This window comes from Tistrella mobilis (genome assembly GCF_039634785.1).
Taxonomy (GTDB): domain Bacteria; phylum Pseudomonadota; class Alphaproteobacteria; order Tistrellales; family Tistrellaceae; genus Tistrella; species Tistrella mobilis.
Map to the genome: position 1 here is coordinate 340,500 of NZ_JBBIAB010000002.1, position 22,880 is coordinate 363,379.

At 68.1% G+C, this 22,880-nt stretch carries 27 protein-coding genes; 21 read left to right on the forward strand and 6 right to left on the reverse strand.

Annotation, left to right across the window (positions count from 1 at the left end; genetic code table 11):
• The first annotated feature begins 186 nt into the window (after window positions 1-186).
• The 5 genes from WI697_RS04305 to WI697_RS04325 are packed head-to-tail and all read left to right on the forward strand — an operon-like array spanning window position 187 to window position 3,171.
• On the forward strand, window positions 187-393 hold the full coding sequence (locus tag WI697_RS04305) for a hypothetical protein (protein WP_345957525.1): 207 nt from the start codon (window positions 187-189) through the stop codon (window positions 391-393).
• 54 nt (window positions 394-447) lie between these two features.
• A complete protein-coding gene (locus tag WI697_RS04310; RefSeq protein WP_345957526.1) occupies window positions 448-600 on the forward strand; it encodes a DUF5989 family protein in 153 nt (50 codons plus the stop codon).
• A gap of 60 nt (window positions 601-660) precedes the next feature.
• A complete protein-coding gene (locus WI697_RS04315) occupies window positions 661-792 on the forward strand; it encodes a hypothetical protein (protein WP_345957527.1) in 132 nt (43 codons plus the stop codon).
• 59 nt (window positions 793-851) lie between these two features.
• Window positions 852-1,799, forward strand: coding sequence for an SGNH/GDSL hydrolase family protein (locus WI697_RS04320; RefSeq protein ID WP_345957653.1), 948 nt, complete (start codon window positions 852-854; stop codon window positions 1,797-1,799).
• A gap of 16 nt (window positions 1,800-1,815) precedes the next feature.
• Window positions 1,816-3,171 carry an MBOAT family O-acyltransferase gene (locus tag WI697_RS04325; protein WP_345957528.1) on the forward strand — a complete coding sequence of 452 codons (1,356 nt, stop codon included), beginning with the start codon at window positions 1,816-1,818 and terminating at the stop codon, window positions 3,169-3,171.
• Here the strand turns inward: WI697_RS04325 and WI697_RS04330 are convergent, their stop codons facing one another.
• Complete coding sequence (locus tag WI697_RS04330; RefSeq protein ID WP_345957529.1) at window positions 3,172-4,203, reverse strand: hypothetical protein; 1,032 nt, start codon at window positions 4,201-4,203, stop codon at window positions 3,172-3,174. It abuts the gene before it with no gap.
• Window positions 4,204-4,310: 107 nt separating this feature from the next.
• Between WI697_RS04330 and WI697_RS04335 the strand changes: the two genes are divergently transcribed.
• From WI697_RS04335 to WI697_RS04410, 16 genes are all read left to right on the forward strand, one after another.
• The gene (locus WI697_RS04335) at window positions 4,311-4,502 is read left to right on the forward strand and encodes a DUF3008 family protein (protein ID WP_062763167.1); all 192 of its coding nucleotides are present in this window, start codon (window positions 4,311-4,313) and stop codon (window positions 4,500-4,502) included.
• 14 nt (window positions 4,503-4,516) lie between these two features.
• Window positions 4,517-4,840, forward strand: coding sequence for a hypothetical protein (locus WI697_RS04340; RefSeq protein WP_345957530.1), 324 nt, complete (start codon window positions 4,517-4,519; stop codon window positions 4,838-4,840).
• 12 nt (window positions 4,841-4,852) lie between these two features.
• Entirely contained in the window at window positions 4,853-5,374 is a 522-nt protein-coding gene (locus WI697_RS04345; RefSeq protein WP_345957531.1) for a CinA family protein, read from the forward strand.
• A 92-nt stretch (window positions 5,375-5,466) separates the two neighbouring features.
• A complete protein-coding gene (locus tag WI697_RS04350; RefSeq protein WP_062763161.1) occupies window positions 5,467-6,978 on the forward strand; it encodes an acetyl-CoA hydrolase/transferase family protein in 1,512 nt (503 codons plus the stop codon).
• Window positions 6,979-7,375: 397 nt separating this feature from the next.
• Complete coding sequence (locus WI697_RS04355) at window positions 7,376-9,001, forward strand: GMC family oxidoreductase (protein WP_345957532.1); 1,626 nt, start codon at window positions 7,376-7,378, stop codon at window positions 8,999-9,001.
• Window positions 9,002-9,364: 363 nt separating this feature from the next.
• On the forward strand, window positions 9,365-10,387 hold the full coding sequence (dctP, locus tag WI697_RS04360; RefSeq protein WP_345957533.1) for a TRAP transporter substrate-binding protein DctP: 1,023 nt from the start codon (window positions 9,365-9,367) through the stop codon (window positions 10,385-10,387).
• A 60-nt stretch (window positions 10,388-10,447) separates the two neighbouring features.
• Window positions 10,448-10,954, forward strand: coding sequence for a TRAP transporter small permease (locus tag WI697_RS04365; protein ID WP_345957534.1), 507 nt, complete (start codon window positions 10,448-10,450; stop codon window positions 10,952-10,954).
• Entirely contained in the window at window positions 10,951-12,228 is a 1,278-nt protein-coding gene (locus WI697_RS04370) for a TRAP transporter large permease (RefSeq protein WP_345957535.1), read from the forward strand. The genes WI697_RS04365 and WI697_RS04370 overlap by 4 nt, the downstream gene beginning before the upstream one ends.
• Before the next feature lie 33 nt (window positions 12,229-12,261).
• Window positions 12,262-13,611 (forward strand): MmgE/PrpD family protein, encoded by a 1,350-nt coding sequence (locus WI697_RS04375; protein WP_345957536.1) that lies wholly within the window; start codon window positions 12,262-12,264, stop codon window positions 13,609-13,611.
• Window positions 13,612-13,636: 25 nt separating this feature from the next.
• Entirely contained in the window at window positions 13,637-14,137 is a 501-nt protein-coding gene (locus WI697_RS04380) for a MaoC family dehydratase (RefSeq protein WP_345957537.1), read from the forward strand.
• Between the two features lie 26 nt (window positions 14,138-14,163).
• Window positions 14,164-15,309, forward strand: coding sequence for an acyl-CoA dehydrogenase family protein (locus WI697_RS04385; RefSeq protein WP_345957654.1), 1,146 nt, complete (start codon window positions 14,164-14,166; stop codon window positions 15,307-15,309).
• A 10-nt stretch (window positions 15,310-15,319) separates the two neighbouring features.
• Window positions 15,320-15,802 carry a MaoC family dehydratase gene (locus tag WI697_RS04390; protein ID WP_345957538.1) on the forward strand — a complete coding sequence of 161 codons (483 nt, stop codon included), beginning with the start codon at window positions 15,320-15,322 and terminating at the stop codon, window positions 15,800-15,802.
• Complete coding sequence (locus tag WI697_RS04395) at window positions 15,799-17,034, forward strand: CaiB/BaiF CoA transferase family protein (protein WP_345957539.1); 1,236 nt, start codon at window positions 15,799-15,801, stop codon at window positions 17,032-17,034. The genes WI697_RS04390 and WI697_RS04395 overlap by 4 nt, the downstream gene beginning before the upstream one ends.
• Entirely contained in the window at window positions 17,031-17,954 is a 924-nt protein-coding gene (locus tag WI697_RS04400) for an HpcH/HpaI aldolase/citrate lyase family protein (protein ID WP_345957540.1), read from the forward strand. The genes WI697_RS04395 and WI697_RS04400 overlap by 4 nt, the downstream gene beginning before the upstream one ends.
• A 70-nt stretch (window positions 17,955-18,024) precedes the next feature.
• Window positions 18,025-18,777, forward strand: a complete 753-nt coding sequence (locus WI697_RS04405) for an IclR family transcriptional regulator (RefSeq protein WP_345957541.1) — start codon at window positions 18,025-18,027, stop codon at window positions 18,775-18,777.
• A gap of 12 nt (window positions 18,778-18,789) precedes the next feature.
• Window positions 18,790-19,968 (forward strand): MFS transporter, encoded by a 1,179-nt coding sequence (locus tag WI697_RS04410; protein WP_345957655.1) that lies wholly within the window; start codon window positions 18,790-18,792, stop codon window positions 19,966-19,968.
• 13 nt (window positions 19,969-19,981) lie between these two features.
• Here the strand turns inward: WI697_RS04410 and WI697_RS04415 are convergent, their stop codons facing one another.
• From WI697_RS04415 to WI697_RS04435, 5 genes are all read right to left on the reverse strand, one after another.
• Entirely contained in the window at window positions 19,982-20,827 is an 846-nt protein-coding gene (locus tag WI697_RS04415; RefSeq protein ID WP_345957542.1) for a crotonase/enoyl-CoA hydratase family protein, read from the reverse strand.
• Between the two features lie 101 nt (window positions 20,828-20,928).
• The gene (locus tag WI697_RS04420) at window positions 20,929-21,324 is read right to left on the reverse strand and encodes a hypothetical protein (RefSeq protein WP_062761656.1); all 396 of its coding nucleotides are present in this window, start codon (window positions 21,322-21,324) and stop codon (window positions 20,929-20,931) included.
• A 68-nt stretch (window positions 21,325-21,392) separates the two neighbouring features.
• Window positions 21,393-21,845: a hypothetical protein gene (locus WI697_RS04425; protein ID WP_345957543.1), complete on the reverse strand. Its 453-nt coding sequence runs from the start codon at window positions 21,843-21,845 to the stop codon at window positions 21,393-21,395.
• Between the two features lie 58 nt (window positions 21,846-21,903).
• On the reverse strand, window positions 21,904-22,344 hold the full coding sequence (locus WI697_RS04430; RefSeq protein ID WP_345957544.1) for a hypothetical protein: 441 nt from the start codon (window positions 22,342-22,344) through the stop codon (window positions 21,904-21,906).
• A gap of 104 nt (window positions 22,345-22,448) precedes the next feature.
• Window positions 22,449-22,826, reverse strand: a complete 378-nt coding sequence (locus tag WI697_RS04435) for a hypothetical protein (protein WP_345957545.1) — start codon at window positions 22,824-22,826, stop codon at window positions 22,449-22,451.
• Window positions 22,827-22,880 lie beyond the last annotated feature (54 nt).

The window sequence follows — 22,880 nt, forward strand, 5'->3', positions numbered from 1 at the left end:
CTGTCGGCGGACAAGACCGCGTTCGACAGCGCTACCGGGGACGATGGCTTCGCTCCGAATTCCTGAACCGGTCGAGGGGAGTCAGCCGGCACCTGGACCACCGGGTCCTGGCCTCTCCACCTGAGGGAGCGCAGCGGCAGGTAAATGAACATGAGCCTGTGGTTGCTGATGAGTGCCTGATGCGGTATGACCGAAGAAGATCGGCCGGCATGTGTCGTCGATCGGTCGCCGTCATACTGGAGCGAGATGATGCAGATGAACGCCAAGCCCGTGACGACCGCCGCTTCAGTTCGTGGTGTCTGGAGCTGGCCCGAGCTTGAGGTGCTGTCGATCGACGAGACCGCGGTCGGTGCCGGTACGCAGCCTGATAATTCCGGCCAGACCGTCTCCTGAACTCCGTCGCCGATTGATGGGGACAGACACCGGGCTGATCGGGAGACCGCCTGCATGGGCAGCCTGATGGAGGTGCTGCGGCTTCTGTTCTCGCCGCGCATGCGGCTGGTGCTGATCCCCTTCGTGCTGGTGCTGCTGGGGTTTGCGGTGGTTCTTGTCGCCACCCAGGGAACCGCCTGGTCGCCTTTCCTGTATGCCGTGTTCTGAGCCGGCATCCCTGTCGAAAACCAATCGGACCCGGAGTTGGGGCATATGCAGGACATGGACATGCAGAAGACCGCACCGATGGCGACCGACGAGGCCCGCAAGATGTGGATCCGGCCCGTGCTCGGCATGCTGGCGCTGGATGAGACGGCAGAGAATGCGGGCAGCGTCCCGGACCTCTCCGGCTTCTCCTGATCCGCTCGCCTTTGACCTGAACACCGCCGTCTGACCGGGGTGCGTCGATGCGTCGCGTGATGCGTGTCCTGGTGCTGGTGCTGGTCGGCATCGGTCTCGGCTGCCTGGCCGGGGAAGGGCTGGTGCGGCTCGGCACCGCCAATCAGAAGAACTACGTCATCGAGATGTGGCGCTATGCAAAGCTGCTGAAGCGCCCGAGCGACGACCCCGCCATCGGCCATGAACATGTGCCGGGCGCGTCCGCGCGCCTGCAGGGCGTCGAGGTCTCGATCAATTCCCTGGGGCTGCGCGGGCCGGAACCGGTGCCCGGCCGCCCGGCCGTGGTGCTGGCGGGTGACAGCATGACGCTGGGCTGGGGCGTGGCGGAAAGCGGCACGTTGGCCGGTCAGCTTGCCCGCCGGCTGGGCGACGATGTTCAGGTGGTGAATGCCGGCGTCGGCAACATGGCCGTGCCGCAGATCGTGGCCCACTGGCTGGAGATCCGCCGGCGGATCGGCGACGCCTTTCCGGTGCGGACACTGGTGCTGCTGCCCTCGTCGCGCGCCGGGCTGCCGCAGCCCGCGGGTGATGCCGGCTGGCTGGTGCGCCACAGCGAGCTGGCGGCCCTGATCGCGACCTTCTGGGCCCAGGCGACCAGCGGCGCCGCCGGCCGCGACGGGATGATCGCCGCCTATCGCACCGCCTGGACCGGCGCCGAGGGGCAGGCGCGCATAGCACGGGCTTTCGACCGGCTGGCCGCCGAAACCCGGGCCGACGGCATCCGGGTGATCGTGGCCCAGATGCCCGACACCAATGATTTCCGCGACTATGCCTTCGGCTTCGTGACCGGGATCACGGGGCGCGAAGCCGCGGCCCATGGCTGGGACTTCGTCGATCTTTATCCGCTGTTCGCGGGCGAGACGGCGGCGGATTTCTGGACCATGCCCGGCGACATCCATCCCAATGCCGCGGCCTATGCCCGGATCGCCGACCGGCTGGCGCCGCTGCTCGCCGCGCCGGCCTCGTGAAACCCGGCCAGGCCCGATGCTGTTCCAGCTGCCCAGCTTCTTCGTCTTTCTGGCGGCCTTCGCGGCCGGGCTGGCGCTCTGCCCCCGGCGGCTGGTGCTGGCCTATGTCTTCCTGGCCAGCCTGGTCTTCTATGCCTGGTGGTACCCCCCCTATACCGCGCTGATCCTGGGCTATGTGGCGGCGGCCTGGATCGGCGGGCGGCTGGTCAGGGCGCATCCGCGGCTGTTGCCGGCGGTGGTGGTGACGGTGCTGCTGCCGCTGCTGCTGTTCAAATACACCGATTTCGTGATGACGACGCTGGAAGAGCTGACCGGCGCCGGCCTGCCGCATCTGGGTTGGGGCCTGCCGCTGGGCGTGTCTTTCGTCACCTTTTCGGTGATCAGCCTGCTGGTCGATACCGCCCACCACCCCAAACGCCCCTTCCCGCGCTTCGGCATCGTTGCGGTCTATGTCACCTTCTTCCCGCATCTGATCGCCGGGCCGATCCTGCGCCTGCACAAGATGGTGCCGCGGCTGTCGAACATCCGGATCGATCGGGCGGCGTTCACGGCGAATGCCGGGCTGTTCGCCATCGGCATGATGAAGAAGGTGCTGATCGCCGACCCGATCGGGCTGTGGATCGACGGGGTGATCACCCGGCCGGGGCAGTTGGGCATCATCGAGGCCTGGTTCGTGATGCTGGGCTTCGCGGTCCAGATCTATTGCGATTTCAGCGCCTATTCCGATATGGCGATCGGGCTGGCCGGCATGTTCGGGGTGGCGTTCCCCGAGAATTTCCACAAACCCTATGCCGCAACCTCCATGACCGACGTCTGGCAGCGCTGGCATATGACCCTCAGCTTCTGGTTGCGGGATTATGTCTATAAATACCTGCGCGAGCCGCTGGGGCGGGTGCTGGCCATCCTCGGCACCATGGCGGTGTCGGGGCTGTGGCATGGGGCCGCCTGGACCTTCGTGGTCTGGGGGCTGATCCACGGCACGATCATGATGGCAGAGGCCCTGACCGGCCATGCCGTGCGGGCGCGCCAGTCCCGCGGCCTGGCGCGGGCGGGCTTCATTCTGGCGACCTTCCTGACCTGGGCCGTGGTCACCACCTTCTTCCGGGCGCCGACGCTGGAGGTCGCCGCATCGGTGATCGCGGGCGGCTTCGGCGCGCATGGGCCGGGCATGCTGCCGGCGGATGCCCCGCTGCTGGCCGGGCTGATCCTGGTGACCCTGGCCCTGCATCCCTTCGATACGATCGACCGCATCCGCAGCGCGACCGCCCGGGTGCCGGCGGCACTGGCCCTGCCGGTGATCCTGGTCCTCGTCGCCGGCTGCGCGATGATCGCGGCCGGCCGGCCGCAGGCGTTTTTCTATTTCGACTTCTGATCAGTCGGGACGGGGCGCGGGCGGCAGCTGCCGGTTCAGCGCCCCGGCGAGCAGCGGGGCCAGGGCCTGGTTGCCGGCATCGGTGAAGTGGCCGTGGAGGTCGATGAACATGCCGGGTCGGGCGGTGCCGAAATCCCGGGTCAGATCGACGATCCCGTCCATATCCGCGATCCGCGGCCGCAGAGCGGTGATCACCGGATCGATGACCCGGCGATAGCGCTGAAACTGCGCCAGATCTGCGAATGTGCCGTCACCGGCATCGGCGACATAAGGCATGGGCACGATCGCCAGTATGGCCGGCAGGTTGTGGCGCCGTGCCGCCGACAGCACCTCGTCCATATCGGCCATCAGCCGGTTGAGCACCGCGGCCCGGCCTTCGGGCGTGGTGCAGGCGTCCTCGGTCGCGGCCGCCGGACCTTCTGATGCCCTGCCGGTCAGCCGGGCGGCGATTTCGGCCAGGACCGGCCGGGGGCGGGGCGCCGGATAGGCCTGCGGCAGGCAGTACATGATCAGGTCCAGCGTGCCGTTGACGATCAGCACCTGATCGATCCGGTCACCCGCGGCGATGCGCTGCTCCAGAACCATGGTGTTGCCGGGCAGCCGCTGGCCGACGCTTGCGAAATTGCGGACCACCGTGCCGGGCATCGCGCGTTCCAGCGCCGCCGCCAGGCTGGCATCGTCCTGGTTCAACGATCCGAAGGCCTGAGAGGCGCCGAGCAGCAGAACATGGCGCGCCGCCTTGTCCGGTGCCGTGACATGGCTATGCAGCCGCTCCCCGCCGGCACCGATGGTGAAGCCGGGAACCGTGCCCGGCTGAAAGACGCCGCCGATGCCCGGAACATAGCGGATCGGCAGGTCCTGCTTCCGCGCCTCGTAATCCGCCCGCAGCCCGGCGTAAGGGTCGGCATTGCGTGCCGCCTCGACCATCCGGCCCCGCAGCCCATAGGCCAGGCCCAGCCCGATATCGAGCACGCCGTCGATCAGGGCCACGAGCAGAAACAGCCCGAAGATCAGGGCGGCGAGCTTTTTCATGCGGGAATCGATCCGGTCGGGGATGGCAGCTGGCCCCCATGAATAGCGGGAGCAAATCCCGCCGTCGATGGTTAAAGGGGCACAGTCTTCGATAAAGGAGCCGGCCCATGCCCGCCAAATCCAAGGCCCAGCAGAAAGCCGCCGGTGCGGCGCTCTCCGCCAAACGCGGCGAGACGAAGATGAGCGATCTTCAGGGCGCGTCGAAATCGATGGCGAAATCGATGAGCGAGACGGAGCTGCACGACATGGCCTCCAGCTCGCGCAAGGGCAAGCCAGAGCACGCCTCGAAATCGGATTGAGGGACCAGATCATCATGGCCAATGCGAGCAAGAAGCACATCGGCATCGGATCCCAGGGCAAGGGCAGTGGTGCAGGCGCCATGACCGACCTGCCCCGGGATGTGGAGATGGGCGACAACGAGGTGCTGTCGAACCGCGACAAGGCCCAGGGTGCGAAGACCCGCGGCTTCGACGGCAAGGCCACCCAGACCGACCAGTATCAAGACCACGAGGCCAACCGCCGGACGCGGGATGCGGGCGAGACCCGCAGCGGCCCGGGTCGCCCGCAGGGCAGTGGTCCGGGTCGCCCGCAGGGCAGTGGTCCGGGTCGCCCGCAGGGCAGTGGCGGGGAGGCGTGAGGTAACGGCGCCATGACCGACACACTCTCCCCCGCTTTGCCGGCCGGGCTGGACCGGCGGATCAACGAGGTGATGGGCCGGATCTGCGCGCGCGGATACCGGCTCGCCACCGCCGAGAGCTGCACCGGAGGGTTGATCGCATCGGTGTTGACCGATGTGCCCGGTTGCGCGCACGTGTTCGAGCGCGGCTTCGTGGTCTATAGCCCCGAGGCCAAGCGCGAGATCCTGGGCATATCGCAGCTGCTGCTCGACGGCCCCGGCCCGGTGTCGGAACCGGTGGCCCGGGCCATGGCCGAGGGCGCGCTGGCCCGGTCGATCGCCGGGATGGCGATCGCCGTCACCGGCTTTGCCGGCCCGGGCGGCCCGGGGGACGAACCCGGGCTGGTCCATGTCGCCGTGGCCATGCACCGCCGCCCGACCCTGCACCGGGTTGCCCGCTTCCAGGACGGCAGCCGCGGCGCGGTGCGGCTGGGGGCGTTGGACGTGGTGCTGGAGCTGATGACGGCCCAGCTGGACGGGGCGCCTGCGGCATAACGACCAGAGGCCCGGGATGCAGTGGTTGCCGGGCCCCCCTGGGTGATATACCGTTCTGCGGAATTCGCCCCAACCGCAGACGGACAGTACCCGTGAGCACTGAGCAGACCATCCGCGCCGCCGCGTTCCGATCCAAGATCATGTCGGCCGATGATGCCGCGGCGCTGGTGCCGCCCGGCGCCAATGTCGGCATGAGCGGCTTCACCGGTTCCGGCTATCCCAAGGCGGTGCCGCAGGCCCTGGCGCGGCGGATCGAGGCCGAGCATGCCGCCGGCCGGCCGTTCAAAATCGGGGTCTGGACCGGTGCCTCGACCGCGCCCGAGCTGGACGGCGCACTGGCGAAGGCGAAGGGGATCGAGCTGCGCCTGCCCTATCAGTCCGACCCGGTCTGCCGGGAAGAGATCAATAGCGGGCGGATGGAGTATATCGACATCCATCTGAGCCATGTGGCCCAGTTCGTCTGGTTCGGCTTTCTGGGCAAGCTGGACGTGGCCGTCATCGAGGTGACGGAAATTCTTGAGGACGGCACGCTGGTGCCGTCGACCTCCATCGGCAACAACAAGACCTGGATCGACCTGGCCGACAAGGTGATCATCGAGGTCAATGCCTGGCAGAACCCCGCCCTTCGGGGTATGCACGACATCTATTACGGCACCCGCCTGCCGCCGCACCGCACGCCGATCCCGATCCTGGCCGCCGGCGACCGGATCGGCCAGCCGGTGTTCTCGGTGGATCCGGCCAAGGTGGTGGCGGTGGTGGAAACCCACGGTCCCGACCGCAACACCGCCTTCTCTCCGCCCGATGCCACCTCGCAGGCGATCGCCGGCCATATCCTGGAATTCTTCGAGCACGAGATCGCCCGCGGCCGCCTGCCGCGCGGGCTGCTGCCGTTGCAGTCGGGCGTGGGCAATGTCGCCAATGCCGTGATGGCCGGGCTGGGATCGGGCCCCTTCGAGGGGCTGACCGCCTATACCGAGGTTTTGCAGGACGGCATGCTGGAGCTGATCCGCTCGGGCAGGATGACGCTGGCCTCGGCCACCGGCCTGTCGCTCAGCCCCGAGGCGACCCGGATCTTCAACGACGAGGCCGAGGCGCTGAAGAAACATGTCGTGCTGCGCCCGCAGGAAATCTCCAACCACCCCGAGGTCATCCGCCGGCTGGGCGTGATCGCGATGAACGGCATGATCGAGGCCGACATCTACGGCAACGTCAACTCCACTCATATCCGCGGCACCCGGATCATGAACGGCATCGGCGGCTCGGGCGATTTCGCCCGCAACGGCTATCTGTCGATCTTCATGACCCCGTCCACGGCCAAGGGCGGCACGCTGTCGGCGATCGTGCCGATGGCGACCCATGTCGACCATACCGAACACGATGTGCAGGTGATCGTCACCGAACAGGGGCTGGCGGATCTGCGCGGCCTGTCGCCCAAGCAGCGGGCGCGGGTGATCATCGACAACTGCGCCCATCCCGGCTTCCGCCCGGCGCTGAACGATTATTTCGCCCGCGCGCGGGCCGGCGCTGCCGGCCAGCACACGCCGCATCTGTTGGACGAGGCGTTCCGTTTGCTGACCCCGCTGTCATCCTCTGGTAAAAGATGACATGAGGCTTAAATATCAAGAGGGGAATGCATCATGAGTGAGCGCGTTGACGAGGGTGTGCAACAGCCCGTCTGGCAGCGGCCGGTCCTTGAAGTGATGTTGGCGGCGGACACCGCCAACTCTACCGGTGCTGCCGGCGATGGCAGTCTGGGCCTGTCCTGACGCCCCATTCTGTTCCTGAGGCACCGCCCTGCCGAGGGCTTCGAACGCCCGGATGCCCACCCGCATCCGGGCGTTTTCGTGCGTGGAAGCGGCCTCACACGCATGTTTCGCGATCGCTGTGCGGGTTTGCAGGGTCCGGATGTTGCAATACTCATCTGGAAAACCATGCCCGGGGGGACTATTCCTGGGTCAGGAGTGACACGCCCCCTAAGAACGTCAGGCCGGAAAGAAACGCATGACCACCACCCCCGCCTTCGACACGATCATCGTCGGTGCCGGAACGGCCGGCTGCCTGCTCGCCAAACGGTTGAGCGCCGATCCCGGCCGCCGCGTGCTGCTGATCGAGGCCGGCGGCAAGGACGACTATATCTGGATCCATGTGCCGGTCGGCTATCTGTACTGCATCGGCAACAAGCGCACCGACTGGTGCTTCCAGACCGAGCCGGATGCCGGGCTGAACGGCCGGGTGCTGCGCTATCCGCGCGGCAAGGTGCTGGGCGGCTGTTCCAGCATCAACGGCATGATCTATATGCGCGGCCAGGCCCGCGACTATCGCCAGTGGTCGGAAATCACCGGCGAGGACGCCTGGGACTGGGATCAGGTGCTGCCCTATTTCAAGCGCCACGAGGATCACCACAAGGGCGGCGACGATCTGCACGGCCATGGCGGCGAATGGCGGGTGGAACGCCAGCGCCTGCGCTGGGACATTCTGGACGCCTGGGCGGAAGCGGCGGTGCAGGCCGGGCTGCCGGCGACCGGCGATTTCAATCGCGGCGACAATGAAGGCGTCGGCTATTTCGAGGTCAACCAGCGCAATGGCTGGCGCTGGAACGCCGCCAAGGCCTTCCTGCGCCCGGCGCTGAACCGGCCCAATCTGACGGTCTGGACCAAGGCCCAGGTCGCCCGCCTGCTGACCGGCCGCGATGCCGACGGCCATCTGCGCTGCACCGGGGTGGAGCTGGTTCAGGATGGCCAGCGCAAGACCGTGACGGCGAAATCCGAGGTGGTGCTGTCGTCGGGCGCCATCGGCTCGCCGCAGATCCTGCAGCTGTCGGGCATCGGCCCCGCTGCCCTGCTTGCCCGCCACGGGATCGAGGTGGTGCACGATCTGCCGGGCGTCGGCGCCAATCTGCAGGACCATCTGCAGATCCGGTCGGTGTTCAAGGTGAAGGGCACGCGCACGCTCAACACCATTGCCGGCAATCTGATCGGCAAGGCCAGCATCGGGCTTGAATACGCGCTGAAGCGCACCGGGCCGATGAGCATGGCGCCCTCGCAGCTGGGCGCCTTCACCCGCTCGTCCCCTGAGAAGAACGCCGCCAACATCCAGTTCCATGTCCAGCCGCTCAGCCTGGATGCCTTCGGCGAGCCGCTGCACGATTTCGACGCCTTCACCGCCAGCGTCTGCAACCTGAACCCCAGCAGCCGCGGTTCGGTCACCATCCGCAGCGGCCGGTTCGAGGATGCACCGCTGATCGCGCCCAATTATCTGTCGACCGAAGAGGACCGCAAGGTGGCGGCGGATTCCCTGCGCGTCACCCGGCGGATCTGCGGCCAGTCGGCGCTGGCGCGTTTCCAGCCGGAAGAATGGAAGCCGGGCGTGCAGTACCAGACCGACGAGCAGCTGGCGAAGCTGGCCGGCGACATCGCCTCGACCATCTTCCACCCGGTCGGCACCACCCGCATGGGCCGGGCCGACGACCCGGACGCCGTGCTGGACCCGCATTTCCGGGTTCGCGGCATGCGTGGCCTGCGCGTGGTCGATGCCGGCGCCATGCCGACCATCACCAGCGGCAACACCAATTCGCCGACCCTGATGATGGCCGAGAAGGCGGCGGAGTGGATCCGCGCCGGCGTGTGATCCGCCGCATCTGACCCGAGGCCGAAACACTGTCCTTACGACCCGCCCCGGCGTTGCCGCGGCGGGTCGTTGCGTGTCGTCCGCCCGCCATTCCATCATGTATATGATACCGTCTTCACATCCGCGATGAACATCTGGACGCCCCGGCATGGCGGCGCCTACAGTTCTTTCTGAACGATGCGGGGGTCGCAGCGATGCGGCTCCGGCGGGCATGTCCCTGAAAACATGAATGATATCATCCCGGCCTCGCCAAGGGCCGGGCAGGGAGAAGTCATGCCTGTGCATGTGAGTTTCCCGCGAGGGGAGGCGATCCGCATCGGTACCAGACGCCGGTTCACGGCGCGGTCATGCCAGGAGGAAATGATGACGTTTTCACGCTGGGGAGCGGCCGGTGCCGGCGCCGTGCTCGCCTGGACGGTTGCCATGGGGGCCGCATCTGCGGCGGATACCGTCGACTTCCGGATCTCGCTCGACACCTCGCCCACCCATGTCCGCACGGTCTGGGTGCAGGAATTCGCCGAGCGGCTGAAAGACCAGTCCGGCGGCACGCTCAACGCCACGGTCTATCACAGCGGCCAGCTGTTCAAGGATGTGAACGTGGCCAAGGCCCTGCGTCAGGGCAGCGTCGAGATGGCCGTGCCCGGCAGCTGGGTGCTGGGCGGCTTCGAGCGCCGTTTCGACACCGCCACCCTGCCGATGCTCTATGGCCGCGGCCCCGATGAGTACCATGCCATTTCCGACGGCGAGCCCGGCCGGCTGATTTCCGAGGGGCTTGAAGAGAAGCTGGACGTCAAGGTGCTGGGCAAGTGGTTCGATCTCGGCGCCAGCCATACCTATTTCGCCAGCCGCAAGGTCGGGACCTATGCCGATATGAAGGGCGCCAAGGTGCGCTTCCCCGGCGGTGCCGGCCTGTCGGCGCGGCTGGAATATCTGGGGGCGACGCCGGTTCTGGTGCCCTGGCCCGATGTGCCGCTGGCGATGTCGCGCGGCAATTTCGACGGGCTGATCACCACCAACGAAAGCGTGAAAAGCGCCAAGCTTTGGGAATCCGGGCTTAAATACGTCTTCGAGGACTACCAGACCTTCGGCCAGTACATCCCGATGGTCGCGGGCGGCTTCTGGAAGAAGCTGACCCCCGACCAGCAGCAGCTGATGACCCGGATCTGGGACGAGGTCGCGACCGAGGAACGCGCTGCCGCCCTTGCCGCCCAGGAAGAGGCGGGCGAAGAGGCGAAGCGCCAGGGCGTGATCTTCATCACCCCCAGCCCTGAAGAACGCGCCGACATCCGCCGGAAGATGATGGAGGTGCAGGACGAGATCGCGAAATCGATCGGCATTCCGGCCGATTTCGTGAATCTGGTTCAGGACACCCTGCCACCCGACTGACGGTCACCCCCTCTCCCCCCGCATCCGCACCGAGAGACGACCGCCAGCCCGGAGGCGCCCTTGAACCGCGTTCTGAAGCTCGTGGAACACGAGCTGGTCGGGCTCGTCGCGACCATCGCGATGCTGCTTGCGACCTGGCAGCTGCTCAGCCGCTATCTCTACCCGCCCGCATCGACCCACTGGATCGACGAGGTGGTCATCTACCTGATCATCTGGGCCTCGTGCCTGAGCTTCAGCGGGCTGGTGGCGAGCAATGCCCATGTCCGTGCCGATCTGGTGCTGCGCCTGCTGCCGCCGCGCACGCAGCGCGTGGTGGAAGGCTTCAACACGCTCGCGGCGCTCACCCTCTGCGGCCTGCTGGTCTGGTTCGGCGGCCGGATCGTGTTCGACGCCTGGGATATCGGCGAGACCAGCCTCAGCGAATTGCAGTTTCCGATGTGGATCTACTACCTGGCCCTGCCGGTGGGGGCGGCGCTGATGGCGCTGCGCTATCTCGCCCGCCTGGCAGGCCTGGTCACCGGATCCATCGCCGGACAGGACGTGCTGGATGGGGGAGGCCATCTGTGAGTCAGGCGCTGTTCGGACTGTTCTTCGTTTTCCTGGGCGCCGGCATGCCGATCTTCGTGGTGCTGGGGCTGACCGCCGCGGTGCTGCTGGCGGCCGATGGTGCATCCCTGCTGCTGCTTGCCCAGAAGGTGCTGGACGAGCTGAATTCCGAGCTGCTGATGGCCTTGCCCTTCTTCGGCATGGCGGCGGTGTTCATGCAGCGCGGCGGCATCGCCCGTGCCCTGATCGACGTCTCCGCCGCCTGGATGGGGCGCCTGCCCGGGGGGCTGGGTGTGGTGGCGGTGGCGGGCTGCACGATCTTTGCGGCGATTGCCGGATCGAGCGTGGCGACGGCGCTCGCCATGGGCACGATCCTGGTGCCGGCGATGATCCGGCGCGGCTATCCGGCCTCGTTCTCCACCGCGCTGATCGGCACCGGCGGCACGCTCGGCATCCTGATCCCACCCAGCCTGCCCCTGATCCTGTTCGCGATCATCGCCGAGGAATCGGTGCCGCGGCTGTTCCTGGCCGGCGTGGTGCCGGGCGTGCTTCAGGCGCTGATGCTGATCCTGTTCGTGATCTGGACGGCCCGCCGCAAGGGCTACCCGCCCGAGCCGCGGATGAGCCGGGCGGCATTCGCCCGGGTCAACCTGAAGGCCCTGCCGGCCTTTGCGGTGCCGGTGATCGTGGCGGTCGGCATCTATGGCGGTTTCGTCACCGTCACCGAGGCGGCGGTGCTGGCGGCGCTGGTGGCGATGCTGGTGGGCATGACCGTCTATCGCGGCTTCACCCTTGCCCAGGCGCCGGCGGTGATGGGCCAGGCGGTCAGGTCCGCCGCCAGCATCATGGTGATCATCGCCATGGCGCTCGCCTTCGGTCATTGGGTGACGGAAAGCGGCGTGCCGGCGGCGGTGGTGGATTTCGTCACCCGCAACGACCTCTCGGCCTGGCAGTTCCTGCTGGCCATCAACCTGCTGCTGCTGGTGCTCGGCATGTTCCTGGAGGTGGCCTCGATCATCCTGATCGCGGTGCCGATCCTGATGCCGGTGGTCACGGCGCTGGGCATCGACCCGGTCCATTTCGCGATCGTGATCGTGGTGAACATGGAGATCGCGCTGCTGACCCCGCCGGTCGGGCTCAATCTCTACGTCCTCTCCAGCATTTCCAAGGTGCCGATCGGCGAGGTGATCCGCGGCATCTGGCCGTTCATCGCCCTGTTCGCGGTCTATCTGGCGCTGATCACCTATGTGCCCGCCCTGTCGCTCTGGCTGCCGACCCTGGTCTATGGCGGCTGAATTCCCCCCATTCCCTGTCGAGGAGACGAGATGATGACCGCGATCGACGGTGCCGGCGGCATCACCGGAGCGTTCACCCGCCTGCTGGCCGGGCTCGGCACTGCGGCGATCGACGAGGAGGCGGCGACCGTTGCCCGGCAATGCCTGCTCGACTGGATCGGCGTGTCGCTGGCCGGCCGGCATGAGCCGCTGGTCGACATTCTGGTCGAAGCGGCCCGGGCGGAGGGCGGCGGCGGCCATCTGCCGCTGCCCGGCCGGCCCGAGACCCTGCCGCTGACCCAGGCGGTGACCGTGACCGGCGCCATGTCCCATGCGCTGGATTATGACGACGTCCATCTGGCGATGCAGGGCCATCCGAGCGTGGCGGTGATCCCGGCAGCCTGGGCCCTGGCGCTGGCGGAGGGGCGCGATGGCGGCGCCCTGATCCGCGCGATCGTGGGCGGCTTCGAGATCGCCTGCCGGATCGGCCTGCTGATGGGGCCGTCGCATTATGCCCGCGGCTGGCATGCCACCGGCACGGTCGGCAGCTTCGGCGCGATGGCGGCCTCATCCCTGCTGCTGGGGCTGGACGAGGGGCGCATCGCCCATGGCTTCGGCATCGCCGGCACCCAGGCCGCCGGGCTGAAGGCGGTGTTCGGCACCATGAGCAAGCCGCTTCATGCCGGGCGCGCTGCGGCCAACGGGCTGACGGCGGCGCGTCTCGCCGCCCGCGGCTTCACCAGCCATCCCGACATTCTGGGCGCGGCCCAGGGCTTCGGCGACACCCAGTCCGACGGGCTGAACCCCGCGGCGGCGCTGGCCCCCGCGCCGGGCTTCATGATCCGCGACACGCTCTTCAAATATCACGCCGCCTGCTATCTGACCCATTCGGCGATCGAGGCGGTGCACAGCCTGGGCCGGATCGATCCCGAGGCGGTGCGCCGCGTCGTGGTCCGGGTCGATCCCGGCCATCTGAGGGTCTGCAACATTCCGGCCCCGGCGACGGGGCTGGAGATGAAGTTCTCGCTGCGCATGACCACCGCACTCGCCCTTGCCGGCGAGGATACCGCGCGCGAGGCGCTGTTTGCCGATGCCACCGCCGCCCGGCCCGATCTCGTCCGGCTGCGCGATGCGGTGACGGTCGAGCCGCGCGCGGCGCCGAGCAGCACGCTTTCCGAAATCGAAGTCGAGCTTGCCGACGGCGCCACCCGGCGGGCGGCTTTCGATGTCGGCGTGCCGGCGGCCGATCTCGACCGGCAATGGCAGCGGCTGTCGGCCAAATTCCTCGGCCTTGCCCGGCCGGTGCTGGGCGAGGCCCGCAGCCGCGAGGTGCTGGGCCGCGTACGTGAACTGGATGCCCGCACCGATCTCGGCCCCCTGGCCGGGCTTCTGACCGCGTCCTGACTTGCCCCAAGGAGTACCGAACGAGATGAGTGATACCAACGACAAGAGCGGGGATTTCCGGGAGCGGGCGATCCTGCTCGCCCGCGGCCACCGCTACGAGGATTTCGAGCCGGGGCGGGTGTTCGAGCATCATCTGGGCCGCACGCTGACCGAGGGCGACAACATCGCCTTCACCACGCTGACGCTTCATTACAACCCGCTCTATTTCAACGACGCCTTCGCCCGGGCGAACGGTCATGACGGGCTGGTCGCCAACCCGCTGCTGGTCTTCAACATCGTCTTCGGCCTGTCGGTCGAGGATCTGAGCGAGGGCGGCGGGCCGTTCCTCGGCGTCGACGACCTCAGCTTCCGGCGCCCGGTCCGGGTCGGCGAAACGCTGCTCGCCCGCAGCCGGGTGCTGGACCGCCGCCCGTCGGACAAGTTCAAGGGCTACGGCATCGTGAGCTGGGCCACCGAGGGCTTCACGCCCGAGGGCGAGACGGTCGTCACCTTCCAGCGCTCCAATCTCGTGAGGTACCGGCAGTGAGCACGCGTCCCGAAACCGGCGGCTATATGACCGAAGACCGCCGGATGATCCAGCAATCGGCCCGCGATTTCGCGATGCGCGAGGTGTTGCCGGTCGCCAACCGGCTGGATCCCGAGCAGGGCGACATCCCGATGGCGCTGCGCGACAAGATGGCCGAGATGGGCTATTTCGGCATCACCATCGACGAGAAATACGGCGGTCTGGGCCTCGGCTGTTTCGAATACTGCCTGGTGGCCGAGGAACTGGCGCGCGCCTGGATGAGCGTCGCCAGCATCATCGCCCGCGGCAACGGCATGATCGGCTTCGATGCGATGAGCGAGGCCCAGCGGGCCGAGATCATGCCCCGGGTCGCATCGGGGCAGTATCTCGGCGCCTTCTCGATGTCGGAGCCCAATGCAGGATCGGACGTCGCCAATATCAGCTGCCGGGCGCGGCGCGACGGCGACGACTGGCTGATCACCGGCAACAAATACTGGTGCACCTTTGCCGATGGTGCCGACTACATCATCGTGATCGCCCGCACCGACCCCGATGTCGACCCGAAGCGCCGCCATAAGGGGCTGTCGATCTTCCTGGTCGACAAGCCGCGCGGCCAGCTGCCGCCCGGCTGCCAGGGCAGCCCGATCCCCAAGATCGGCTATTTCGGCTGGAAGACCTGGGAACTCGCTTTCGACGACTGCCGGGTACCGGCTTCGGCCATGGTGGGGGAAGAGGGCAAGGCCTTCTATGCCGTGACCCATGGGCTGGAGAAGGCGCGCGCCCATACCGCCGCCCGTGCCATCGGCCTGGCCCGTGCGGCGCTGGAGGATGCCACCGCCTATGCGCAGGAGCGCATCCAGTTCGGCCGGCCGATCGGCGATTTCCAGGCGATCCGCTTCAAGCTCGCCACCATGGCGACCGAGATCGAGGCCGCCCGGCAGCTGATGTATTTCGTCTGCACCGAAATCGACAGCGGCCGGCGCTGCGACAAGGAGGCGGCGATGGCCAAGTACTTCGCCTCGGAAATGGCCGAGCGGGTGACCAGCCAGGGCCTGCAGATCCTGGGCGGCGCCGGCTACACCAAGCTGCATGCCATGGAGCGTCACTGGCGTGACGCCCGGCTGACGAAGATCTTCGAGGGCACCTCCGAGATCCAGCAGCGCATCATTTCCGACCATCTGCTCGGACGCTGAGGAGGCGGACATGTTGAGCACGCTCACCGCATCGTCGAAATATTTCGAGGACTTCACCCCCGGCGAGGTCTACCGCCATGCCCGTGGCAAGACCGTCACCGAGATGGACAACGTGATGATCACCAACATGGTGATGAACACCGCCGAGGGTCATTTCAACGAACACCTGATGAAGGGGAGCGAGATCTTCGGCCAGCGGGTGGTGTTCGGCGGCATCAATATCTCGATGGTGATCGGCCTCGCCGCCCAGGACACCGCCGCCAATGCCATTGCCGAACTCGGTATGGATAAGATCCGGCTGCGCCATCCGGTCGTGCATGGCGACACGCTCTATGCCTATAGCGAGGTGCTGTCGGCCGAAGCTGCCGCCGACCGCGAGGATGCCGGCGTGGTGGCCTTCCGCCACTGGGGCGTCAACCAGGACGACAGGCTGGTCTTCCAGGGGGAGCGGCGGGTGCTGATCAAGCGCCGCAGCCATTGGGGGGAGAAATGAACGCCCCTCCGGAGGCCGGCCTTCCGGGCGCGCTTGCCGGGCTCAAGGTCATCGACCTGACGGTGATGCTGGCGGGGCCGTTCTGCACCATGCTGCTGGCCGATCAGGGCGCCGACGTGATCAAGGTGGAACCGCCCGAGGGCGACCATACCCGCACCGTCGGTCCCTTCATGCCCGATGACGGGCTGCGCGCCTTCGGCGGCTATTTCCAGAGCGTCAACCGCAACAAGCGCAGCATCGCGCTCGACCTGAAGAGCGCGGCCGGCCGGGCCGATTTCCTGAAGCTGGTCGCAGGCGCCGATGTGGTGGTGGAGAATTTCCGCACCGGGGTGATGGACCGGCTGGGCCTGGGCTACGAGACGCTGGCCAGGGTCAACCCCCGGCTGGTTTATGCCTGCCTGCGCGGTTTCGGCGATCCGCGCACCGGCGCCAGCCCCTATGTCGATTGGCCGGCCTATGACGTGGTCGCCCAGGCGATGGGCGGGGTGATGGGCATCACCGGACCCGCCCCCGACCAGCCGCTGAAGGTGGGCCCCGGCATCGGCGACACCGTGCCGGCCACCATGCTCGCCTTCGGCATCCTGGCGGCGGTGCGCCATGCGGACCGCACCGGAAAGGGCCAGTTCGTCGACATCGCCATGTATGACGCCATCCTGGCGCTGTGCGAACGCATCGCCTTTCAGCATTCCTATGCCGGCGTGGTGCCGCATCCGGAAGGCAACGGCCACCCGCTGCTCTGTCCTTTCGGCCTGTTCCGCGCGGCCGACGGCTGGGTGTCGATCGCCTGCCCGCAGGACCGGTTCTGGCGCGATCTCTGCACGGCCATGGGCCGGCCGGATCTCGGCACCGATCCGCGCTATGCGCTCAACAACGACCGGGTGGTGCATCGCACCGAGGTGATCGAGGCGGTGACCGCCTGGACCAGCACCCGCAGCAAGGCCGAGCTTGGGGCGGCACTCGGCGGGCTGGTGCCCTTCGGGCCGGTCAATGATGCCGCCGACATCTTCGCCGACCCCCATGTGGCGGTGCGCGAGATGCTCCAGCCGGTCGACCATCCGGGATCCGCCCGCCGGGGCATGATTGCCGGCGTGCCGCTGCGCATGACCCTGACCCAGGGTCGGGTGCGCGCCCGGGCACCGCTGCTCGACGAGCATGCCGACGATATCCGCGCCGAATTCACGCGCGCAGCACCCTCCCTTCAGAAGACCTCGAACCAGGACCAGACACAATGACCGACAGCCTGAAGACCCGCCCCCGCCGCCTGCGCCGCAGCCAGTTGAGCGTTCCCGGCAGCAGCGAGAAGATGATGGCCAAGGCGGCAGGCTCGGCCGCCGACCATGTCTTTCTCGATCTGGAAGACGCGGTGGCGCCCAATGCCAAGGTGGCGGCGCGCGCGAAGATCGTGACCGCGCTCCGCGAACTCGACTGGGGCAACAGGACCCGCTGCGTGCGGATCAACGATCTCGGCACCGAATATGCCTATGAGGACGTGATCACCGTGGTCGAGGGCGCGGGCGAGTATCTCGACACCATCATGGTGCCGAAGGTGAAGACCGCCCATGACGTGATGTGGATCGACATCCTGCTCGGCCAGATCGAGCGCAAGCTCGGCCTCACCCGCCGGATCGGCGTCGAGGTGCTGATCGAGGAGGTGGAGGGCATGATGAACATCGATGCCATCGCCGCCGCCTCGCCCAGGCTGGAATGCCTGATCTTCGGCATGGGCGACTATTCGGCCTCGCAGGGCATCGATATCGGCGGTGCCTTCGGCCCCTCGGGCTATCCGGGCGACATCTGGCATTATCCGCGCTACCGCCTGGCGATCGCCGCCCGTGCCCATGGGCTGGATGCGGTCGACGGCCCCTTTGCCGATTTCCGCAACCCGGAGGCCTATCGCGAGGAATGCCGCCGGGCGATGACCCTGGGCTGCGTCGGCAAATGGGCGATCCACCCGGCCCAGATCGAGCCGGCGCTCGAGGTGTTCTCGCCATCCGCCGAGGCGGTCGCACGCGCCCGCAAGCTGGCCGCCGCCTATGCCGAAGCCCAGGCCCGCGGCGAGGGTGCGGTGCAGGTGGACGGGGTGATGGTCGACGTCGCCTCGATCCGCATCCTGCAGAACGTGATCGACAAGGCGGAGATGATCGGGATGTGATGCGGGCAGGGGCATGCCGGCCGGCATGCCCCGCCACCTGGCCCTCTCATCTTGAAGGGAAGAACCCTCCATGGCCGAAGGCGATGGTGTCGTCAAATCTGCGGGCCGGGTGCTGGGCCTGCTTCAGGTCTTCGCCGAACATCGCCGGCCGATGCGGGTGTCCGAGATCGCCCAGGCCATGGGCATTCCGCAATCCAGTACCTCGATGCTGCTGAAGACGCTCACCGCCATGGGCTATGTCAGCTTCGATGCCGAGGCCAAGGCCTTCCGGCCGACCCTGCGCGTGGCTCTGCTCGGCGCCTGGCTGAACGAGGAATTCGCGGCCGAAGGCAGCGTCGACGAGATGATGGTCGAAATGGCCCGCGCCACCGCCGACACGGTCATCCTGGCGGTGGAGAACGGGGTCTGGTCGGAATACATCCATGTGGTGCAGTCCGAGCAGGACCTGCGCTATGCGCTGCGGCCGGGCACGAGGCGGCCCCTGCCCGCGACCAATCTGGGCCGGGTGCTGCTGGCGGCCAAGCCCGATGACGAGATCGAGCGGATCATCCGCCGGATCAATGCCGAGGCGGCGGCGGGCGACCGGCGTTTCGACGTCGCGACAACGCTTGACGCGGTGCATGCGATCCGGCGCGACGGCTATTCCTTTGCCCATAATCTGATCTCGTCCGGGGCCAGCGTCATCGCGCTGCCGATGCCGGTTCCGCCCGGTTACAAGCCGATGGCGATCGGCATCGGCGGCCCCACCGACCGGCTGGAGCGGGGGCAGGAGATGATCCTGGCCGAGATGCGCCGGCTGCTGTCGCAGTATCTGGGGGGCTGAGCCTTGTCCGCGATGCTGCCGCCGCTGCTGGTGACGCTGATCGCGCATACCGTGCTGTCGCTGTCGGCCGCCTCGGTGCCGGTGCTGATGCCGATGATCGCCGGCGCCGATGCTGCGGCGGTGATCGGCTCGTTCACCGCGGTTCTCTATGCGAGCGCGGCCCTCACCTCGCTCTCCACCGGCCATCTGATCCAGCGCATCGGGCCGGTGACCGCCATCCAGATGGCGCTGTTTGCCTGTGCGGCCGGCGTGCTGCTCTGCCAGATCGGCAGCCTGCCGGCGCTGATCGGCGGGGCGGTGCTGATCGGCATAGGCTATGGCCCGGTCACGCCCGCCGGATCGTTGCTGCTGAGTTTCACCGTGCCCGTGCGCCGCTTTGGGCTGGCCTTTTCCATCAACCGCACCGGTGTGCCGGGCGGCATCGCTCTGGCCGGGCTTATCCTCCCTCGGACCGGTCAGGCCCTCGGCTGGCATCTGTCGCTGGCCGGCATTGCCGGCGCTGCCCTGGCAGCCGCCCTCGCCCTTGGGGCAGGGCGGTTCCTCGACCGTCCCATCCGCCGTCCGCCCCCCTCAGGAGGGCGGATGGGGCGGTCTCTTGTCTCCGGTCTCGTGGCCAATCTGGGCCATGTTCTGACCGACCGGGCGGTGGCGCCGCTCTCGCTCGCCTCGGTCGTCTATCTGGGGGCGCAAAGCTGCCTTGCGGCCTTTCTGGTCGCCTTCCTGATGGGGCCGATGGGAATGGCGGCGGTAGAGGCGGGAGCCCTGCTCGCGGCCGCCCAGGCGGTCGGCATCGGTGCCCGGCTTGCGCTTGGCATGATGTCCGATCTTCTGCCCTCGCGGCTGGCGATGGTGGGGCTGATCGGGCTGGTGATCGCGCTGGCCGCCGGGCTGACCGCGGCGATGTCGCCCGGCTGGCCGGGGATCATCGTCACCGCGGTGGTCCTGCTCTACGGCGCTTCGGCGCTGGGCTGGAACGGGGTGGTGCTGGCGGCACTCGCCCAGGCGGCGCCCCGGGACCGGGCGGCGGAAATCTCCGGCGCCTCTACCGCGGTCGCCTATGCCGGTGCGGTGGCGGGCCCCGGTCTCTTCGCCCTGGTGCTGGAGGCGGCGGGTTTTGCCGCCGCCTTCGCCACCGTGGCCGGGATTGCAGCCCTGGCCGCGCTGATCATCCTGCGGCGGGCCGCGAGATGACCCTCGGGTGTTTTCAGTCGCGGAAGCTGGCCGGGCGCTTTTCGAAGAACGCCGTCATCGCCTCGGTCAGGTCGTCCGAGAGCAGCATGGCGGCGTTCCAGGTGGCGATGTAGTTCAGCCCGTCGGCGACGGAATGGTCGCGGACATAGGTGATCATCTCCTTGGTGCCGCGGATGGCGAGCGGGGATTTGGCGGCGATCCCGGCCGCGATCGCCAGCACGCCTTCGTTCAGTGCATCGACGGTGGGGAATCGGCGGTTGATCAGCTGCATGGCCTCGGCTTCGGCCGCGGTCACCTTGCGGGCGGTATAGGCCAGTTCTCGCGCCATGCCTTCGCCCACGATCTTGGGCAGGCGCTGCAAGGTGCCGACATCCGCCGCCAGGCCCATATCGACCTCTTTGACCGAGAACCAGGCGTCGTCGGCGGCATAGCGCATGTCGCAGGCGGTGATCAGGTCGATGCCGCCGCCGACGCAGGGGCCGTTGACGGCCGCGATCACCGGCTTGCGGCAGCGTTCGACCGAGGTGACGGTGTCCTGGATGTCCAGGATCTGGCGGCGGAGCTTTTCACCCCGCCTTCCGTCGCAGCCGTCGGCCACCTCGTCCTTCATCGCGCCCAGCATGGCCAGATCGATGCCGGCGGTGAAGAAGCGCCCGGCGCCGGTGATGATGCCGACGCGCGCCTCTGGCGTTTCGTCCAGCCATTCCATCGCCGCCTTCAGCTCCACCCACATCGGCGCGTTCATGGCATTGGCCTTGTCCGGCCGGTTCAGCGTCACCCGGGCGACGGCATTCTCCAGCGTGACGGTCAGGGTGGTGAAGTCCGGCGGCGTGACGGCAGCGGGGCGGGAGGCGGACATCGGGGCGTTTCCTCGTCAATCAGACGTTCGTTTCAATTTGCCCGATTGTCCGTCATACCCTCCGTCAGTGCAAGGGCGTGCGCGCAAGGCTGCGCGCCCTGTCAGCGGCTTCCGAACAACTTCCCGACAACCGACCCCATCACCGGCATCAGGGTGGAGAGCAGGGACCCGAAGAGGCCGACCCCGCCGGCCACCCCCTCCAGATCGGCATCGCTCAAGCTATCCGTGCCGGCAAGTGGCGGCACCGGCAGGACCAGATGGTCGGCGGTGCTGCGCGCCGCGACGGCGGCGGCCTCTGCGGGGGCGGTGATTTCGGCGCTGACCTGCACGCCCTCGGCCAGGATGAAACCGGCGCGGGTCAGCTCGGCCTTCGGGTCGGCCAGGAGCCGGTGATGACGTGCTGCATCGCGGCTGGCTGCGGCCAGCAGCCGGGCCAGATCTTCAAGCGTCGCAGCCTGCGGCGCGGCCGGTACGGAGGCGTGATGCGGGGCAGCCATTGAGGGGCTCCGGGCGTCGTGTCGGAAAGGAGGGGGGCGGGACGGAGGAGCCCGGGGAGGGGGCGCGGCTACGAGTTGTAGACGGCGGAGATGTCGTTGATCGTCTTGGCCGCCGCGCCCTTGACGGAATGGCCCGTGAACAGCCCGAAGGCGAACAGCACGCCGGCGCCCATGGCCATCAGATGGGCCATGAACCGGCCGGCCGCGCCGCTGCCGGCCACGGCCTCCAGATCGGCATCGCTCAGCTCGTCGTCCGACAGCGGCGGCAGGGGCAGCACCAGGCATGACGGCGTGGTGCGGCCGAGCACGGCGGCAAAACCGGCGGGGGAGGTCACCTCGGTCGTGACCTCTACCCCCTCGGCGACCGGCAGGCCGGCATCGGCCAGGACCGCCCGCGGGTCGGCGCGCAGCCGGCCATGCAGATCGGGATCGCGGCCGGCGGCTTCCAGCAGCCTGGCCAGCTGCCCCAGGATCTCGGCCTGAAGGGCGTCCGGCACGGTGGGGTGAAGGGTGTCTGCCATGAGGGATCTCCCGGCCTGCATGCATGTCGAGGCAACAAGAATAACAGTGAGGCGCGCGTCAGCTCCCGCCCCGGGCAGCCTGCGCATCGGCATGGTGCTGGGCGACCGCCCCGGCTATGTCGACCTTCCGGTAGAAAATCTGGTTGAAGGCCACCCGTGCGGCCCCGAACAGGCTGCCGAAGAAATTGGCGAGCGCGCCGCCACCGGAGACGCCGTCCAGATCGGCATCGCTCAGCTCGCGGCCGTCGACCAGCGGCGGCACCGGCAGGACCAGATGGTCGGGGGTGGTGCGGCCCGCCACCGCTGCGGCCCGGGCGGGCGGGGTGATCTCTGCCGTCACCTCGACGGCATCGCCGACCGGCAGGCCGGCTTCGGCCAGGGCCGCGCGCGGATCGTCCAGCAGGCGCTGATGCAGGGCGGGGTTGTGGGCGGCATCGTTCAGCAGCCGGGCCAGGTGGTGCAGGACATCGGTATCGGTCGCGGCAGTGGCGTCGGTCATGGAACAGGCTTCCGCTGGCGTGCAATCATGACCGCAGTATAGCGGGGGCGGCCCGGCGGGACTTTTCGCTGCGTCTCTAAAACCCGGCCGTCCGTCTCATCGGGTCAACGGCCGTTCATCAGCTTGCCGATGGCCGATCCGGCGATCGGCCCGATGGCCGAGATCAGGTCGTTGAACCAGCCGCCACCGGCAACCCGGTCCAGATCGCTGTCGTTGAGCGCCGCATCGCCGGCCAGCGGCGGCACCGGCAGGATCAGCCAGGTGGGGGTGGTGCGCGCCACCACGGCCGCGGCCTCGGCCGGCGGGGTGATTTCGGCGGTCACCCGGACATCGTCGTCGACGGCGATGCCGGCCGCGGTGAGTGCGGCGCGCGGATCGGCCAGCAGGCGCTGATGCAGGGCCCGATCATGGGCGGCATCGTTCAGCAGCCTGGCCAGGCGGTGCAGCGGATCGGTCGGGGTGGGGGCGGGGGTGTCGGGCATGGCATCGGTCTTTCGCTGTCCTGCGTCCGCGCGCGCAGGCTGATGCCCCCAGTA

Bases quoted from the DNA above. Each gene is read 5' to 3' on its own strand.
- WI697_RS04305 (WP_345957525.1), top strand. From the start codon at position 187: ATGACCGAAGAAGATCGGCCGGCATGTGTCGTCGATCGGTCGCCGTCA.
- WI697_RS04310 (WP_345957526.1), top strand. From the start codon at position 448: ATGGGCAGCCTGATGGAGGTGCTGCGGCTTCTGTTCTCGCCGCGCATG.
- WI697_RS04315 (WP_345957527.1), top strand. From the start codon at position 661: ATGCAGAAGACCGCACCGATGGCGACCGACGAGGCCCGCAAGATGTGG.
- WI697_RS04320 (WP_345957653.1), top strand. From the start codon at position 852: ATGCGTGTCCTGGTGCTGGTGCTGGTCGGCATCGGTCTCGGCTGCCTG.
- WI697_RS04325 (WP_345957528.1), top strand. From the start codon at position 1,816: ATGCTGTTCCAGCTGCCCAGCTTCTTCGTCTTTCTGGCGGCCTTCGCG.
- WI697_RS04330 (WP_345957529.1), bottom strand. From the start codon at position 4,203: ATGAAAAAGCTCGCCGCCCTGATCTTCGGGCTGTTTCTGCTCGTGGCC.
- WI697_RS04335 (WP_062763167.1), top strand. From the start codon at position 4,311: ATGCCCGCCAAATCCAAGGCCCAGCAGAAAGCCGCCGGTGCGGCGCTC.
- WI697_RS04340 (WP_345957530.1), top strand. From the start codon at position 4,517: ATGGCCAATGCGAGCAAGAAGCACATCGGCATCGGATCCCAGGGCAAG.
- WI697_RS04345 (WP_345957531.1), top strand. From the start codon at position 4,853: ATGACCGACACACTCTCCCCCGCTTTGCCGGCCGGGCTGGACCGGCGG.
- WI697_RS04355 (WP_345957532.1), top strand. From the start codon at position 7,376: ATGACCACCACCCCCGCCTTCGACACGATCATCGTCGGTGCCGGAACG.
- dctP (WP_345957533.1), top strand. From the start codon at position 9,365: ATGACGTTTTCACGCTGGGGAGCGGCCGGTGCCGGCGCCGTGCTCGCC.
- WI697_RS04375 (WP_345957536.1), top strand. From the start codon at position 12,262: ATGACCGCGATCGACGGTGCCGGCGGCATCACCGGAGCGTTCACCCGC.
- WI697_RS04380 (WP_345957537.1), top strand. From the start codon at position 13,637: ATGAGTGATACCAACGACAAGAGCGGGGATTTCCGGGAGCGGGCGATC.
- WI697_RS04385 (WP_345957654.1), top strand. From the start codon at position 14,164: ATGACCGAAGACCGCCGGATGATCCAGCAATCGGCCCGCGATTTCGCG.
- WI697_RS04390 (WP_345957538.1), top strand. From the start codon at position 15,320: ATGTTGAGCACGCTCACCGCATCGTCGAAATATTTCGAGGACTTCACC.
- WI697_RS04395 (WP_345957539.1), top strand. From the start codon at position 15,799: ATGAACGCCCCTCCGGAGGCCGGCCTTCCGGGCGCGCTTGCCGGGCTC.
- WI697_RS04400 (WP_345957540.1), top strand. From the start codon at position 17,031: ATGACCGACAGCCTGAAGACCCGCCCCCGCCGCCTGCGCCGCAGCCAG.
- WI697_RS04405 (WP_345957541.1), top strand. From the start codon at position 18,025: ATGGCCGAAGGCGATGGTGTCGTCAAATCTGCGGGCCGGGTGCTGGGC.
- WI697_RS04410 (WP_345957655.1), top strand. From the start codon at position 18,790: ATGCTGCCGCCGCTGCTGGTGACGCTGATCGCGCATACCGTGCTGTCG.
- WI697_RS04415 (WP_345957542.1), bottom strand. From the start codon at position 20,827: ATGTCCGCCTCCCGCCCCGCTGCCGTCACGCCGCCGGACTTCACCACC.
- WI697_RS04420 (WP_062761656.1), bottom strand. From the start codon at position 21,324: ATGGCTGCCCCGCATCACGCCTCCGTACCGGCCGCGCCGCAGGCTGCG.
- WI697_RS04425 (WP_345957543.1), bottom strand. From the start codon at position 21,845: ATGGCAGACACCCTTCACCCCACCGTGCCGGACGCCCTTCAGGCCGAG.
- WI697_RS04430 (WP_345957544.1), bottom strand. From the start codon at position 22,344: ATGACCGACGCCACTGCCGCGACCGATACCGATGTCCTGCACCACCTG.
- WI697_RS04435 (WP_345957545.1), bottom strand. From the start codon at position 22,826: ATGCCCGACACCCCCGCCCCCACCCCGACCGATCCGCTGCACCGCCTG.